Genomic DNA, 13,784 nt, shown 5'->3' on the forward strand with positions numbered 1-13,784 from the left:
AATTGTGCATTGGGCATTGGTTATTAATTCATCTCCCTCATCCCCCATTCCCCACTCCCCATTCTTCACTCCCCATTGCCCGTTATTCCTTACTCCCCACTCCCAGAAAATGCGTTCCTACAGCCTAATTGCCCCTGCCAAAATCAACTTGTATCTAGAAATCATTGGCGATCGCTCTGATGGCTATCATGAGTTAGCCATGATACTTCAAAGTATTGGTCTTGCAGACAAAATTGATGTGTGTTCCATCAGAACTGACAGTATTCGCGTTCACTGCAACCACCCACAAGTACCGACAGATAAAAGTAATCTGGCATACCGAGCAGCAGAATTAATGGCGAAGCAATTCCCCGAAGCCTTTGCTAAATATGGGGGTGTGGAGATTACCATCAACAAGCAGATCCCTGTAGCTGCTGGGTTGGCTGGAGGTTCGACGAATGCAGCAGCTGTGTTAGTGGGGATAGATTTACTGTGGAAATTGGGATTAACTCAGTCAGAATTAGAGGAGTTGGGAGGCACACTCGGTTCAGATGTACCATTTTGTGTAGCGGGTGGAACTGCGATCGCAACAAGTAGAGGTGAGCAACTTTCTCCCCTGCCCAGTTTAGATACTATATATATAGTGTTGGCAAAATACCGCAGCCTGGAAGTTTCCACCTATTGGGCATACAAAACCTATCGACAGCAGTTTGGTAATTCTTATATTAGAGATAGCGAGAACTTGGCAGCACGTGCTAATGCAGTTCATTCAGGAGCAATAGTAAAAGCTATCCTGGATAAAGATACGGGAGAAATTGCCCGAAAACTGCACAATGATTTAGAGCGCGTGGTATTGCTAGCGTATCCCCAAGTCTTGCAACTACGAGAAGTGTTTGCAAATCAAGAAGGTGTTTTAGGAACAATGATGTCTGGTTCTGGGCCAACAGTATTTGCTCTTTTTGAGTCTCAACAGCAGGCAGAACAAGTTAAGCTGCAAGTGAGAGAAGCAATTCTTGATGAAGACTTAGAATTGTTTGTGACTCGGACAATTACACATGGTATTCAGGTGGCATCTTCAGTTTAAATAAATCTTTATCGTTAATGGAGCATAGGTAATAAGCTGATGAGCTTTGAAGTTGCATAGTTCAAATCGCTAGAAAGACGCAAAGATGTAATTGGAATGACGATTAGCTAAGAACAAGAATTATTCCTAATGCTCCAATCCAAAATCTAAAATCTAAAATGTTATGAATGACCAAAATATAACACCACAAACAGATGCTAAAGAACAGATTCCAACGAGTCCGTTACGCTGTTTAACTGGGGCGGTAATTTCCGGAGGAATGGCATTTGCAGTGTATTCGCTGATGATTGCGATCGCTACAAATTTTGCTACTAAACCTATCCATTCAATTAATCCATTGGTGGTGAAGATATCTTCTGCTGTCCGCACTCTGGTTGTTGGTGTCGTTGCTTTAGGAAGCGGGATATTTGGTATAGTGGCAATTGGTTTGTTGGCTTTGGGAGTGCAATTATTAGTGCAGCAATTGACCAAGCCAAAAAGTAGTGAAAACTAGTAATTTACTTTTAATCAGCAACCTAAAGGCACAAGTTTTTCTAACGAATCACAATTTTTGATGAATTGTAGCTTCGCGCTTCTGGAAGGCTGAAGAAGTTGTTGCTGTTTTCTCCAAGTTTTGGGAGAAAGCCCGTGGCATAGTATAACCCTGAACTTTAACAGATTTCAGGTTGACACTTTATAGACTGGCTGAAGATTCACAAATCTATGCGGAATTGATACCAGAGGCACTGAAGTTGATAGCAGCAACATCACTTATCAGCAATAATTATGATTACAACCCAGAGATATTTCTTACCGCTTATTTTTGTGACAATGATTGTCAGCCTCAGCAGTTGTAGTTCTAAGCCCACCGCTCGTAATATTGACAGCGGAACGCCATCCCCTACCACAACACCGACGAATAGCGTATCGTCTCAGACTTCCAGCCAAATTCCTAGCGTCGCTCAGTTGAGAGAAAAATCTCCTAATCAAGAATCTCCTAAGGAAAATACGCCTTCCTCATCAATTCCTAAAGCTGTCACAAGCAAAACTACCAGCGTCACACTATACACAAGTGATACACAGTGTCAAGAACTCATTCCAGAAAAGCTTTTAGTACCAGCCGAGGAACCAGTGACAAATGTAGTGAGTAAAATTTTAGAAAAACGAGATACAAGCGACTTTAGCTTGTCTGGGTATCGTGTCAACATCAAAAATGGCATTGCTACAGTTGATTTGCGAATATCTCCTGATTCAAAGCGGCAAATAGCTTCTCTTTCTAGTTGTGAACAGTTTGCTCTGTTTGGCAGTCTCCGCAAAACCCTAACGAGTAATGCTCAATGGAATATTAAAGAGGTTCGCTTCACCGAGCGAGGTGAGGACATTGTTCTTTAGTTAAATATGGTAGTAAGTGCCGTGATCAGCTAGCTAAAAAAGATTTCCCAATCTGAACAGCGACAGGACTCATGCATCAGCAGTTGCCAAAACAGTGTATATTGTAGTCAATTGAAAACAGCTGTAAATAGTGGTATTCTTCATTTTAGCCATAAGTTTTTGGTAGCAATTCGCGGGTGTAATTCAGTGGTAGAATCTCACTTTCCCAAGGTGATCGTCGTGGGTTCGAGTCCCATCGCCCGCTTTAAAATGTACATTAACTAATTATTTGTCACTGTTAACAGATTAATGTCACTTTTAACTAATTATTTGTCACTGTTAACAGATTAATGTCCTATTGAACAACTAACTTCCCTTTATTCTATGCTGAACCTCAAATGATCAACCCAAACTTTGATTTAGCCTGTACAAGAATAAAAATTGGGAAAGTGAGATTCCTTTCAACCCACCTCTAAATTTTGAAACCTTGCATAGTAAAAATTTCGTTTCAACTAGGGCGTGTCATCAATTGAGCCAAATGACAGAAGCAGCCAGATAAATTGCACCTAGAAAGTTTGCAGCACGTAAATCAAGAGCGCGTTGCTTCGGCGTAGCCCGCCTTCTCTACGAGACGCTCCGCGAACGGCATCGCTCGGTACTGCTTGAGTTTGGCAAAAAAGTTTTCACTTGCGTTGACGGGCTTTGTATAAATCCTGGTCGTAGTCACGAGGATTATTACGGTTACGCTTGGGGGGAATCACTGCGGTTTTACAAGGAAGGCAGGAGTTAGGAGGCAGCTATGCTGGAGGTTAGGAATATCAATTAAAACTGAACAGACGTGAGGAAAAAGCGTCTGTCTAGAGCCACGTTTAAAAAAAGAATTATACCGAGACGCGCAGCGCGAGGTATAAAGCGTCCTTACTTCAATCCCACTATGAGTAAGGGTGGGTTCCGTAAGCTCGACTGCCTTCGACCTCCAGCAAGACTGAACCTGTGCCTGAAGCTGCTCTCTTTCGTCGCTCATCTGCATCATAGCCTTTGTCTGCTAACACTGTGTCAGCAACAATGTTGGGTAGCAGTTGGTCGCTAGCTAGTGGACGCTTGAAGACATTACTCGAAGATTATTCCTTACCCACTCAACAACTAAATCTGCTGTATCCATCCTCTAAGCAGCTATCTCGTTTGGTCAGTACTTATATTGATTTTTGTACTGAGTGGGTTGATTGCTTATAGGACCAGCCCTTTCAAGGTGAACCTTTGTACTATGAGAAAATCATGTTTTTCAGCCGATTCTGGGATTTTGGCGATCGCTTACGCTTAATTTACAGTCCAAAAATCTGGGGTTTAAAGGATAGATTTTTTATTCAATTCCAGCCGATGGCTAAAATGCCGTAAAAACCGTGATAGTACATCTGCTCACCTTGAAAGGGCTAGTCCTAGCTTATTTCAATAGTCAGAAACTTTTATTGACAGAATTTACAAGCTATCTTCCCACCAGGGCGACCGTATCATGTCAATAAGGTTGTTTCATTATCAATAAACTCCAAAATCATCTCATTAATCTCTGCTTATTGAAAAAGATTTTAGAGATCGCCTTGAGGCTTAGAAAATAAATCAAACAGTAAATGCTGATTTTTTCGTTGATTCTTAACCTTGGTTATGAGCAAGTATAATTTAGATGCGTTTGCCCTGGAGTCTGCCCTCCTTACAAAGCACAAGGAGAAACTAATGAGACAATTTACCCTGTTTACTTTTCTGTATCTAGCAGCGGGAGTTTGCCTGCGATCGCACTTGGGCATCCTGACATCACTCCAAACTTTAAAACAACCCTGCTAGTTAATGCTGGAATGTTATACCTTGCCTCTGTCCTCAGTACCTTTCCATTTCGGCGTCAAGCCGTACTACGGAACCAAGCCAGACTGCGCGATAAACCTGCTTGGCAACGGAATTTTCTCATGATCGCACCAATGCTTGTCATTGCATTGACGCTTGTTACAGCCATCCCCGACCTGGTGAATCACAACTGGGCGACCTCTGCGATCGCAGTTTTCCGCTACATTAACTTTTTGAACAGCCAGTACTTTAATTAGCTTACGTGGTATGCCACGTTTTAATGTTTTAAGTTTAACTTTATCGAGTAGAGGTATTACTTGTTCTCTCTCGTTACCGTTGGCTGGGGTAGTGCAATTAGCCAAGGGCATTCCACCACCTTCGGTAAGCGTGTGAATAAGAACACCTTTCCCTTTGCCTCCGTATGCAACTTCTTCACCTCCTCCCTTTCCAGGGGGAAAAAGAGCCGTCAACAGCCCCAAAGTCCCAGTTTATAAGCCCCTTCTTATTAGCGTAGGCGTAGCCCGCCGCAGGCATCGCTAATACACGCCCTTGTATATATTCAAATGTTCCATCAAAACGCCATCGCTTTAACCATCGATGGGATGAACTTTTTGATGCCCATGTATCCCCATGTGGTAAATCACACCATCGACATCCTGTAAGCAGGATGTGCAACCAACTATTTAATACATAACGATATGGTGCATGAGGCATACCTTTTCCACGTTTGGACGGTTCTTCAGGAAATATATCCTCAAATAGTTTCCATTCCAGGTCACTCAATCCTTCAAAACGCCCAGCTATAAACAGATACACCCTTCTCAACATGAGAAGTAAATTACCACATTTCGATATTAGTGGGATAGGTTCATCGAAAAGTTAAATCCTTGGTGTGTCAATACCTTTGCCAAAATAAGAGCCTACAACAATTTTGGCAAAAACTGGCAAAATTCCCCATACATAAGCATTTAGCGTACAAGGTGGCTGAGACTGCCAGAACCTTTATACTGTGGGCAATACGTTAAAAAAACCTTGTGGTCAACCTTAAAGGAATTTTTAGGACTTATTGTTTTTGCCAAACCGAGCGAGAATAGCGAGTTAATAGTGAAAGCGTCATCAACTCACCCTCGTAAAATGGCGAAGGTATTATAAATGTGAGTCATTTTCTGAAACGCATCTATCCTATGGAGTATTTTCTGCCTACATAAATAAATATTTATATAGTTATTTAAAGATAATGTCATCTCAGCATTCAAACCCGACGCTGTAATGCTTATAACTCAACGCCTTGCTGTCTATTAGAGGTGACAGAACCAAAAGAGGAATGTCAAGATTAGGAGATGTACCTTTGGTTGGTTAAGTCAAGTAGCTGAAATATTTATTAATATTATTAATAGCAAGTGTAAATTCAGCGTCAGGAGTCCGAAAAAATTCTTAATGGCAGGTATTTCGCATCAATCACCAAATTCTTCACCAACGGAACAGTAGATCATGAAAGACCAAGAACCGTCAGACTCTAAGGAATTCGTCGGAAATCTCAAGAATGGGATTTGGCTGTTTGGACTGTCATCCTGGGTATTTGGCATTACCGATCGCAGTATTGCTTCATTTGCGGATGGCTATCTATCTGCTTTGGATTTGACGCAACTATTCACAGCGGCTACTTTCTTTGTGGCGTGGCTATTTTTGAAACCGACATCCAGACTTTAAGATCGGCGACTGGTTGAGTATCGAGTCACTCTTGACGCTAGTCTTATAAAGATTCAGAAAGTTATGTATTTGATCGCCATAAGGGGTGCGCCACAGAATGCATAGATTCTTTTGCATTGATCGCAATCAGGGTAATTCGTAAAATCTCCGAATTACCCTGATTTCTAGTTTTCACGGCAGAGAATCAGGATCTATACCGAGTTCGCGCAACCTTTGTGCCAGCATTTGGGCACGTTCTTCCGGCGTTAGTAAACGTCGTTTTTGCTCGTTACACCAGTACAGCCACTCTCGCGTGATACCGTAATATGTTCCTCGTTCTATGCCAATTCCCAAACCTACCTCTGGTAGCCAAACAGGATTTTCTGACAGCAATTGATACTCGTTATTGACTGTATCTACAAAAATTTTTCTAATTTTCCGGAATTGGTTATGCTCAGATGGTAGTCTCTATCAGACTACCGATTTATACTGAAACTCTATAACTAAACTTCGGGGAATATAACCCCATTTCGGATTAAAAGCCCGGTCTTCATGGCCGGGCTTTTGACAAGGAATTAAAAAAAATTGGGGTATAGCAGGGAACTCTTAATAGGGAACTCTTAGCAGGGTTGAAAGTCTCTTGGTGTCAGTGTTTTCTGATTAGCTGATGTCAACCGCTACCTGGCAACTGCTATAACTCTGGAAAATCCCAGAATTACCCCGAATTTTAAAAGTTAGAAGTTAGGAATTGCTCTTAACTCCTAACTCCTAACTACTGATTAATTAGGCAAACGCAGCAGTTGTCACATCATTATTCGACAGAATTTCTTGCAACTCTTCAGCGTCTACCGTTTCTTTATCAACCAACATTTGCGCTATCTGATCCAAAATGTGGCGGTTACGCACCAACACTTCTTTAGCGCGTGTATAGGCTACATCCACAAGTTTACGGACTTCTTCATCAATGGCCGCGGCGGTTTCTTCAGAGAAATCACGCTCTGACATGATATCCCGTCCAAGGAACATGTTACCTTGTTGACGACCAAGGGCGACTGGGCCTAAGCGATCGCTCATGCCAAATCTGGTGATCATCTGACGGGCAACACGGGCTACCTGTTGTAAGTCGTTAGAAGCACCAGTGGTAACTTCTTCTTCACCAAAGATTAATTCTTCAGCAATCCGACCACCCAAAGCCACAGCCATCTGATTTTCCAGATAAGCGCGGCTATACAAACCAGTATCCATCCGGTCTTCGCTGGGGGTAAACCAAGTTAAACCACCTGCGCGACCGCGAGGAATGATGCTAATCTTTTGCACAGGATCGTAGTCTGGCATTAAAGCACCAACCAAGGCGTGACCAGCTTCGTGATATGCTACCAAGGTTTTGCGCTTTTCGCTCATTACCCGGTCTTTCTTCTCTGGGCCAGCTAATACGCGATCGATCGCGTCGTTGATTTCATCCATCGAAATTTCAGTCAAATTCCGGCGTGCTGCCAGAATTGCGGCTTCATTCAACAGGTTGGATAAATCTGCGCCAGTAAATCCAGGGGTACGACGGGCGATTTTATCCAAGTCCACATCTTTCGCCAAGGTTTTGCCACGGGCGTGTACCTTGAGAATTTCGCTGCGTCCGGCATAATCGGGACGGTCTACCACAACTTGACGGTCAAAGCGACCAGGACGCAACAGTGCTGCATCTAGGACATCAGGACGGTTGGTGGCGGCAATAATGATGATGCCTGTGTTGCCTTCAAAGCCGTCCATTTCTGTGAGCAACTGGTTGAGGGTTTGTTCCCGCTCATCGTTACCACCACCTAAACCTGCACCCCGTTGACGACCTACGGCGTCAATTTCATCGATGAAGACGATACAAGGAGCATTGGTCTTAGCTTGTTCAAACAAATCGCGGACGCGGGATGCACCCACACCGACGAACATTTCCACAAATTCCGAACCGGAGATCGAGAAGAAGGGTACACCTGCTTCACCAGCTACAGCACGAGCTAGGAGAGTTTTACCTGTACCAGGAGGGCCAACTAACAGCACACCTTTAGGAATTTTTGCACCAACGGCGGTAAAGCGATCGGCGTTTTTCAGAAAGTCTACGACTTCGTTTAATTCCAACTTGGCTTGGTCAATACCAGCGACATCGCCAAATGTCACCTGGGTTTGTGGTTCCATTTGGACTCTGGCTTTGGATTTGCCAAAGTTCATCGCTTGGCTACCTGGGCCACTTTGAGCGCGACGTAGCAAGAAGAATAAGCCAACCAAAAGCAATACAGGAAAAAATAAGCTGCTCAGTGCCTTAAACCAAAATCCTTCGTCGGTTTGGGGCAAAACAGAAATATCAACGCCTTTTGAAGTCAGAGTATTGATCAGGTCTGGATCGTTGACTAAGGTCACAATCCGTTTATTTGGGTCATATTTGGGTGTAACCAGTGCTGTGGAGCGATCTGCACTCAAACTGACTTTTTCTACTCTGCCTTGTTGAACTTCTTGAATAAAGCGACTGTATCGCCATATCTCTCTGCTCTGGGGTTGTTTGTCAAAAAATGCTGTTCCCAGCGCAATAACGACAATAAACAGCAGCGCGTACAGCCCCGCATTTCTCCATCTTTTATTCACTAAGGTCTATCCTCCTGTATTTTTCGCGCGTTAGCTCTGGGCGGGCGCTTTGCGCCATCGCCTAGCGTCTCTGTTCGGAGAGGTCATTATTAAGAATTATGTTAACTTATCTTAAGTGTAACAAACTGGCGTAGCTTTCATGCTAGAAAAAGCTCCCTGATTTGCTGAAAACTAGGATGGTAGGGATTATATTGTAGCGACCCTGTGGGGTGATGAACGGTATGAATCGGAATAATTTCTACCACACTATTAGTGTAAGCGATCGCTTCAAATCTCTGGACTAACTCGACGCTCCAAGTTTCTTCCCGCACAGGCTGCTGGTGGTTTTGCAACCAGTTTACAAGTTGCGCTCGCAAAATTCCCGGTAAAATTCCTGTCTTCTTTGGCGGCGTCCACCAACTGCGATCGCACCATCCCCAAAGGTTGCCTGTGCTGGTTTCTAGCCAATTTCCTTGAGCATCGACTAATATTGCTTCTTCAACATCTAAGCTAGTTCTTGCCAACCAAGCACTCAAATAGTTTCCGGTTTTATGAGAGGGAAGAGAGCGATAAAATTCAGTACTAGCAACGGCGCATATAATACCAGTTTTTTGTTTTTCTGTCAAATTTTGTGGTAATAATCTGCCAGTTATCCACTCGCGGCCATCAGGAAAAAGGGTAATTCTGAGAACGGGGAAGTGTGGGAGAAGAATTTCGACACCTTGACGCAGACGATTCCAATCGGGTTGCTGCCAACCAAAAGTTTGTACTGAGAAAAGTAGGCGATCGCAGTGTGAGAGCCAATTGGTTAAACTACTATCGAGGGAGTTCTCATAAACCCGCAGCGTTGTAAAAACAGTCGCTCCATAAAGTAACCCCGGATCGTTAATGTCTAACTCTAAAGTTTGGGAGTGAATTAATTTGCCGTCATACCAAAAAATGTGATTTTTCACACTCATTTTGTTTGTCGCTACAACTCTATTGAAAAGTGATGACTTGTAATGCTCATGCGCTGCATGAGATAAAACCTGTGAGCGGCAAATCGCTGAACACCAGAATCAAGACTCAGGTGTTCACATTCATGATTTCTTGCATATTCAATTAGCCACTGAAATAACTGTTCACCATAGCCATGCGACCGCTTCAATTCATCAACAACTAAGTCATCAATATATAACAACTTTCCTGATGCTAAACACGTAGAAAGGCGAAATCCAGCCACTGCCACAGCTTGCTCTTCTACTTCCAAGAATACAAGTTGATATCCTTCTTTCATTTGATATCGAACTTGTTGTACAAATTTAGCCGGCTCTTGGTGAGGGCGCAACTGCGACATAACAGGAAAACACTTTAATATTTGAAAGTCAGATTCTCCTAATTGTATTGACACTAGTATTGCTCCTGAAAATTACGAATTACGAATTATTTTAATCCTTTGGGGGAAATATAATTTTCTGAGTACCTTCAGGAGTTGTAATTACTTTTCCTCCCAAAGCTTCGATTTGCCTAATTGCTCGTTTCCGAGTTCTCTCATCAACTTGATTATTTAAAACCATTGCCCAGGTAGAAATTTGAGCATATTTACTGTTAGGATTTCGACTCAGAAATTCAGCAGTTCTTTGGGAAGTATTAGCTATAAGCTGACTCTCAGCATCTGAAAACTTACTAGCCCAGTTTGCCGCCGTTGCAAAAGATTTTTGGGCAGCTTGAGCATTGCCTAAAAATAATAACTCATCAATTCCTTTATAACGCCACACGTAATAAGACTTTTCGGGAACTGAGGGAGATAGTGATTTTAAGCCTTTCTCTGACAATGCGATCGCGCGTTCTGGCATGGCAGCATACAATGAAGTACTGATAGAAAGACTCCGATACACTGCTAAAAATCGCGGGTCACGTTCTATAATTACTTCAAAATATTCTGGACTTAAACTATAACCTGTTTTATCCCGAACCTCATCATCTCCAAAATATTGTAAAAAATTGAGATATACCAAATCTGCGATGAAGTTATCATAACCAAAACTAGGCATTTTTTGGAGAAAATTCAGACGGAGCTTTTCAGATTTTATTTCTTTTTCTAGACTTTCTAAAGAGGCAGATTGTTTGCTTTTTATCAATTTTTGCAATTCGGGGAATTGAATCAAGCCAACTCCTAAAATACACACACAAATTATAAAAGGTGTAGCAATAGCTTTATGCGACAACAACATATTTTTCTTGTCTTCCCAGGTAAAACCAACTTCTTGTATATAATATACTTTATGTAAAATTACTCAGTCACATGGTAACATGAAGATATTCAAAACCAAGCTAGAGGCTTGTTAAACAATTTAGTATCGTCTATACAGTTTTATAGGGCCGCGAGTTGGGAAACGGATCATCCCTCGGTTCCTGTGATTATGAGTATTTAACAATTCAAAAATAAATTTTTCAGGTAAGTGCGTAAATCCTATTTTTAGTGTTTCAAAAGTTGCCAACACTGTTGAGCGATCGCCCAATCTTCTTGAGTATGAATAACTAATACCCGTACTGCTGAATCGGGTGTAGCAATATCCTGATCAACAGGCTGCTGTTGATTTTTCTCAAGGTCTATTTTCAGTCCGATAAATCCAAAGGCTTCACAGGCGGCTTGGCGAATTTCTGGAGAGTGTTCACCCACGCCTGCTGTGAATACCAAAGCATCTAATCCGCCCAAACTGGTAAGCATTGCGCCGATCGCAGAACGGAGGCGATGTACGTAGATATCCCACGCCAGTTGAGCGCGGGAATTACCTTGAGCGTAGGCGTAGCCCGTCGTAGACATCGCTTCTTTCACCTGACGCATATCGCTAGATACACCCGAAATTCCCTCTAACCCAGAAGCTTTATTTAATACATAATCTAACCTTTCGACCGAGTAATTGCAGTATCGCAACAGATAAATCAGAATCCCCGGATCAACTGAACCAGAACGACTGCCCATCATCAATCCTTCTACAGGCGTGAATCCCATCGTGGTATCAATACTGCGACCGTTTTTAATCGCTGCTAAAGAGCAACCATTGCCCAGATGACAGGTAATTAACCGCTCAGACGCAACATCTCGACCGAGAATTTGGGCAGCACGACCAGAACAGTATTGGTGACTGATACCATGAAACCCATAGCGACGGATTCCTTCTTCCACCCACTCATAAGGGCCGGGATAGATTGCTGCTGCATCGGGTAGGGTGGCATGAAATCCGGTATCAAAGACTGCTATTTGAGTGACATCTTTTAAGATTTTTTCAATTGCTTCTATGCCTGATAAAGCGGCTGGATTATGTTCTGGAGCAAGGTTAGACAGACGAGCGATCGCCTTTTTGACATCCTCCGTAATTACCACACTATCTCGATAATCCTGTCCACCATGTACTATCCGATGCCCTACCACATCGATTTCTGATAACTGATCAATTACCTTGGTAGCACCATCACTAAGTGTATGGAGCATATAGGTGAGGTGTGCCTGTGGAGAATTAGCAGAGATTGATTCTTGCAGCGTTGCACCCGTAGCGGTTTTTACCTCAATTTCTGCCGCACCCCGATCTTGAGTCCAATTGATTTTCCCTTCCCAAAGGGGTTGGGGTGCTTCGGTGGGTAGAGCCTCATCTGCAATCTCATACAGACAACTCTTTTGGCTGCTCGATCCGGCATTCAGCACCAATATCTTCATATAACAACATAAAAACATCACCTCCTGCGATCATCTCACTAAATCTAGCCCCATGCTTCTAGCCTATGGGTATAATATACAGGCTCATAAGAAAATAGCGGTAGGGCTGGAAGCCCCGTCACAGAGCGTGCGGGGTTGCTGACTCCTCATAATATTTAACTCTTAGTATTGACATCATACAACTGGCATAAGGTAAAGAGTTTTTCTTTTAGGCGATCGCGCAGACTCGCAGGTGATACAATCACGCAATCTTCCCAGTAATGTGCAACTTCTCGAATCAGCCAAAACTCGTTGACAACCTGCCGCACCACTTGACGCACATCCCCAATCATTTCGTCTTCTAAGTCATCTTGCCTACGTTGATAAGACTTTACCATCCAACCTCGAAAGTGTAAGTATACTTTTAGATAGTCTAATCCTTCTCGCCATTCGCCGCTTGCAGGAACAATTGAGCAGATTTTATCAAAGATTAAATTGCGGTTGTGCCAAAGTTCTGGTAAATCAGGAATGAAATTTTCTACATCCTCTGTCTCTTCACACCAAATCATTAAATAAAAGCGTTTTTCAAAGAAGCGTGGTTCTGCATAACGTACCGTATACTGTAGTTCTTGCCCTTGAGAATTTTCATAAAGCAGGTAAAAAGGCTGTTTATTTTGCCTATATTCATCTATTTGACTTCGCCATGCTTGTACGAGTTTACTTGCTTGCTTGAGTAAAGATTGGCGGATTGCTGCATCCAAATTTCCTCGCTCTAACAAAAGTGTAAGTATAGTTTGAGCTTGCCCTATCTGACCTGCATCACTCAGGGCTTTTATTGCTTGCTGTAAGGCATTAACTTGGTTTGAGTCAAGTATGAAGGGCTTTCCGACCTCTAGAGATTGTTGGGCGATCGCCACTATTAACCCCGAAATACTGGGTTCTTTGCCCCAAGTGATATTGAGGCGGCGAGCGATCGCTTCTAGTTGTTCCTTAGTTCCTGGCGGAATTGACAGTGTAATCGTTTCTTTTTTTCTCGGCATTGCTCAATTGTAATTACACTATTGACATGAATGGTATTTAAAGTTATTTTATATGTATACCAAGTTAATCAATAATTTCAATACCAAAAAACACAATGTTACTCGTATTTCTCACCTATCGGGGGTAGTTAGTACTACTCCCATTTCCTGAAAAAGCAGCTAGTGAGGTCAACGACCATGACCAATGATTATTTGCTGTCCAGAATTTCCCTTGACTCCAATATTTGTTTCAGTAAACCTTGTATTAGAGGTCATCGTATAAACCATGAACGAACAAACATTACTAGAAAGAATCACATTTAACCCCCAAATCTTTGGCGGTAAACCGATCATTCGAGGTCGTCGTCTAGCTGTTGAACATATTTTAGGAATGTTAGCAGTAGGAGATACTATTGAAACTTTGCTAGAAGCTTATCCCTGGTTAGAACGGGAAGATGTACAAGCCTGTTTAGTCTATGCACGAAGGTTAGTTGGTCATGAACGAGTTGAACCTTTATTCATAGAGTCCCCAAGGTGAAAATACTACTAG

Annotated in this window: 14 protein-coding genes, 1 tRNA gene and 1 pseudogene; 8 read left to right on the forward strand and 8 right to left on the reverse strand. The window is 42.6% G+C overall.

Translation table 11 applies throughout. The features are described 5' to 3' along the window. Positions 1-109: 109 nt before the first annotated feature. The 6 genes from ispE to HWQ41_RS31500 all read left to right on the forward strand — a co-directional run bounded on the left by ispE (position 110) and on the right by HWQ41_RS31500 (position 4,503). The gene (gene ispE / locus HWQ41_RS31475; protein ID WP_292771795.1) at positions 110-1,063 is read left to right on the forward strand and encodes a 4-(cytidine 5'-diphospho)-2-C-methyl-D-erythritol kinase; all 954 of its coding nucleotides are present in this window, start codon (positions 110-112) and stop codon (positions 1,061-1,063) included. A 163-nt stretch (positions 1,064-1,226) separates the two neighbouring features. Continuing rightward, positions 1,227-1,556, forward strand: coding sequence for a DUF3082 domain-containing protein (locus tag HWQ41_RS31480; protein WP_292771732.1), 330 nt, complete (start codon positions 1,227-1,229; stop codon positions 1,554-1,556). A gap of 272 nt (positions 1,557-1,828) precedes the next feature. Continuing rightward, complete coding sequence (locus HWQ41_RS31485; protein ID WP_292771734.1) at positions 1,829-2,434, forward strand: GerMN domain-containing protein; 606 nt, start codon at positions 1,829-1,831, stop codon at positions 2,432-2,434. A 172-nt stretch (positions 2,435-2,606) separates the two neighbouring features. Continuing rightward, positions 2,607-2,678, forward strand: a tRNA-Gly gene (locus tag HWQ41_RS31490). A 773-nt stretch (positions 2,679-3,451) separates the two neighbouring features. Next, positions 3,452-3,646, forward strand: coding sequence for a hypothetical protein (locus HWQ41_RS31495; protein ID WP_292771736.1), 195 nt, complete (start codon positions 3,452-3,454; stop codon positions 3,644-3,646). 542 nt (positions 3,647-4,188) lie between these two features. Next, positions 4,189-4,503: a hypothetical protein gene (locus HWQ41_RS31500; protein WP_292771737.1), complete on the forward strand. Its 315-nt coding sequence runs from the start codon at positions 4,189-4,191 to the stop codon at positions 4,501-4,503. A 175-nt stretch (positions 4,504-4,678) separates the two neighbouring features. Here HWQ41_RS31500 and HWQ41_RS31505 read toward each other — a convergent pair whose 3' ends face one another. Beyond that, complete coding sequence (locus HWQ41_RS31505; protein ID WP_292771738.1) at positions 4,679-5,074, reverse strand: transposase; 396 nt, start codon at positions 5,072-5,074, stop codon at positions 4,679-4,681. Between the two features lie 663 nt (positions 5,075-5,737). Between HWQ41_RS31505 and HWQ41_RS31510 the strand changes: the two genes are divergently transcribed. Beyond that, positions 5,738-5,956, forward strand: coding sequence for a hypothetical protein (locus HWQ41_RS31510; protein WP_292771740.1), 219 nt, complete (start codon positions 5,738-5,740; stop codon positions 5,954-5,956). A gap of 171 nt (positions 5,957-6,127) precedes the next feature. On the opposite strand, the pseudogene HWQ41_RS31515 reads toward HWQ41_RS31510, so the two are convergent. From HWQ41_RS31515 to HWQ41_RS31545, 7 genes and pseudogenes are all read right to left on the reverse strand, one after another. Continuing rightward, a pseudogene (locus tag HWQ41_RS31515) lies at positions 6,128-6,346 on the reverse strand (hypothetical protein); the annotation flags it as partial. Positions 6,347-6,718: 372 nt separating this feature from the next. Beyond that, entirely contained in the window at positions 6,719-8,560 is a 1,842-nt protein-coding gene (gene ftsH3 / locus HWQ41_RS31520; RefSeq protein WP_292771742.1) for an ATP-dependent zinc metalloprotease FtsH3, read from the reverse strand. A 137-nt stretch (positions 8,561-8,697) separates the two neighbouring features. Continuing rightward, a complete protein-coding gene (locus HWQ41_RS31525) occupies positions 8,698-9,498 on the reverse strand; it encodes an aminotransferase class IV (RefSeq protein WP_292771744.1) in 801 nt (266 codons plus the stop codon). An 11-nt stretch (positions 9,499-9,509) separates the two neighbouring features. Further along, entirely contained in the window at positions 9,510-9,929 is a 420-nt protein-coding gene (locus HWQ41_RS31530; protein ID WP_292771746.1) for a GNAT family N-acetyltransferase, read from the reverse strand. 37 nt (positions 9,930-9,966) lie between these two features. Next, positions 9,967-10,752, reverse strand: a complete 786-nt coding sequence (locus HWQ41_RS31535; RefSeq protein ID WP_292771748.1) for a hypothetical protein — start codon at positions 10,750-10,752, stop codon at positions 9,967-9,969. A 245-nt stretch (positions 10,753-10,997) separates the two neighbouring features. Beyond that, on the reverse strand, positions 10,998-12,236 hold the full coding sequence (locus HWQ41_RS31540; RefSeq protein ID WP_292771750.1) for an acetate kinase: 1,239 nt from the start codon (positions 12,234-12,236) through the stop codon (positions 10,998-11,000). 155 nt (positions 12,237-12,391) lie between these two features. After that, on the reverse strand, positions 12,392-13,255 hold the full coding sequence (locus HWQ41_RS31545; RefSeq protein WP_292771752.1) for a transcriptional regulator: 864 nt from the start codon (positions 13,253-13,255) through the stop codon (positions 12,392-12,394). 265 nt (positions 13,256-13,520) lie between these two features. Between HWQ41_RS31545 and HWQ41_RS31550 the strand changes: the two genes are divergently transcribed. Next, positions 13,521-13,772 carry a DUF433 domain-containing protein gene (locus HWQ41_RS31550; protein WP_194144152.1) on the forward strand — a complete coding sequence of 84 codons (252 nt, stop codon included), beginning with the start codon at positions 13,521-13,523 and terminating at the stop codon, positions 13,770-13,772. Positions 13,773-13,784 lie beyond the last annotated feature (12 nt).

It is taken from the genome of Nostoc sp. NOS(2021) (genome assembly GCF_017115025.1).
In the GTDB taxonomy this organism is placed as follows: domain Bacteria; phylum Cyanobacteriota; class Cyanobacteriia; order Cyanobacteriales; family Nostocaceae; genus Nostoc.

Coding starts and splice junctions, on each gene's coding strand:
- ispE (WP_292771795.1), top strand. CDS start 110: ATGCGTTCCTACAGCCTAATTGCCCCTGCCAAAATCAACTTGTATCTA.
- HWQ41_RS31480 (WP_292771732.1), top strand. CDS start 1,227: ATGAATGACCAAAATATAACACCACAAACAGATGCTAAAGAACAGATT.
- HWQ41_RS31485 (WP_292771734.1), top strand. CDS start 1,829: ATGATTACAACCCAGAGATATTTCTTACCGCTTATTTTTGTGACAATG.
- HWQ41_RS31505 (WP_292771738.1), bottom strand. CDS start 5,074: ATGTTGAGAAGGGTGTATCTGTTTATAGCTGGGCGTTTTGAAGGATTG.
- HWQ41_RS31510 (WP_292771740.1), top strand. CDS start 5,738: ATGAAAGACCAAGAACCGTCAGACTCTAAGGAATTCGTCGGAAATCTC.
- HWQ41_RS31525 (WP_292771744.1), bottom strand. CDS start 9,498: ATGAGTGTGAAAAATCACATTTTTTGGTATGACGGCAAATTAATTCAC.
- HWQ41_RS31535 (WP_292771748.1), bottom strand. CDS start 10,752: ATGTTGTTGTCGCATAAAGCTATTGCTACACCTTTTATAATTTGTGTG.
- HWQ41_RS31540 (WP_292771750.1), bottom strand. CDS start 12,236: ATGAAGATATTGGTGCTGAATGCCGGATCGAGCAGCCAAAAGAGTTGT.
- HWQ41_RS31545 (WP_292771752.1), bottom strand. CDS start 13,255: ATGCCGAGAAAAAAAGAAACGATTACACTGTCAATTCCGCCAGGAACT.
- HWQ41_RS31550 (WP_194144152.1), top strand. CDS start 13,521: ATGAACGAACAAACATTACTAGAAAGAATCACATTTAACCCCCAAATC.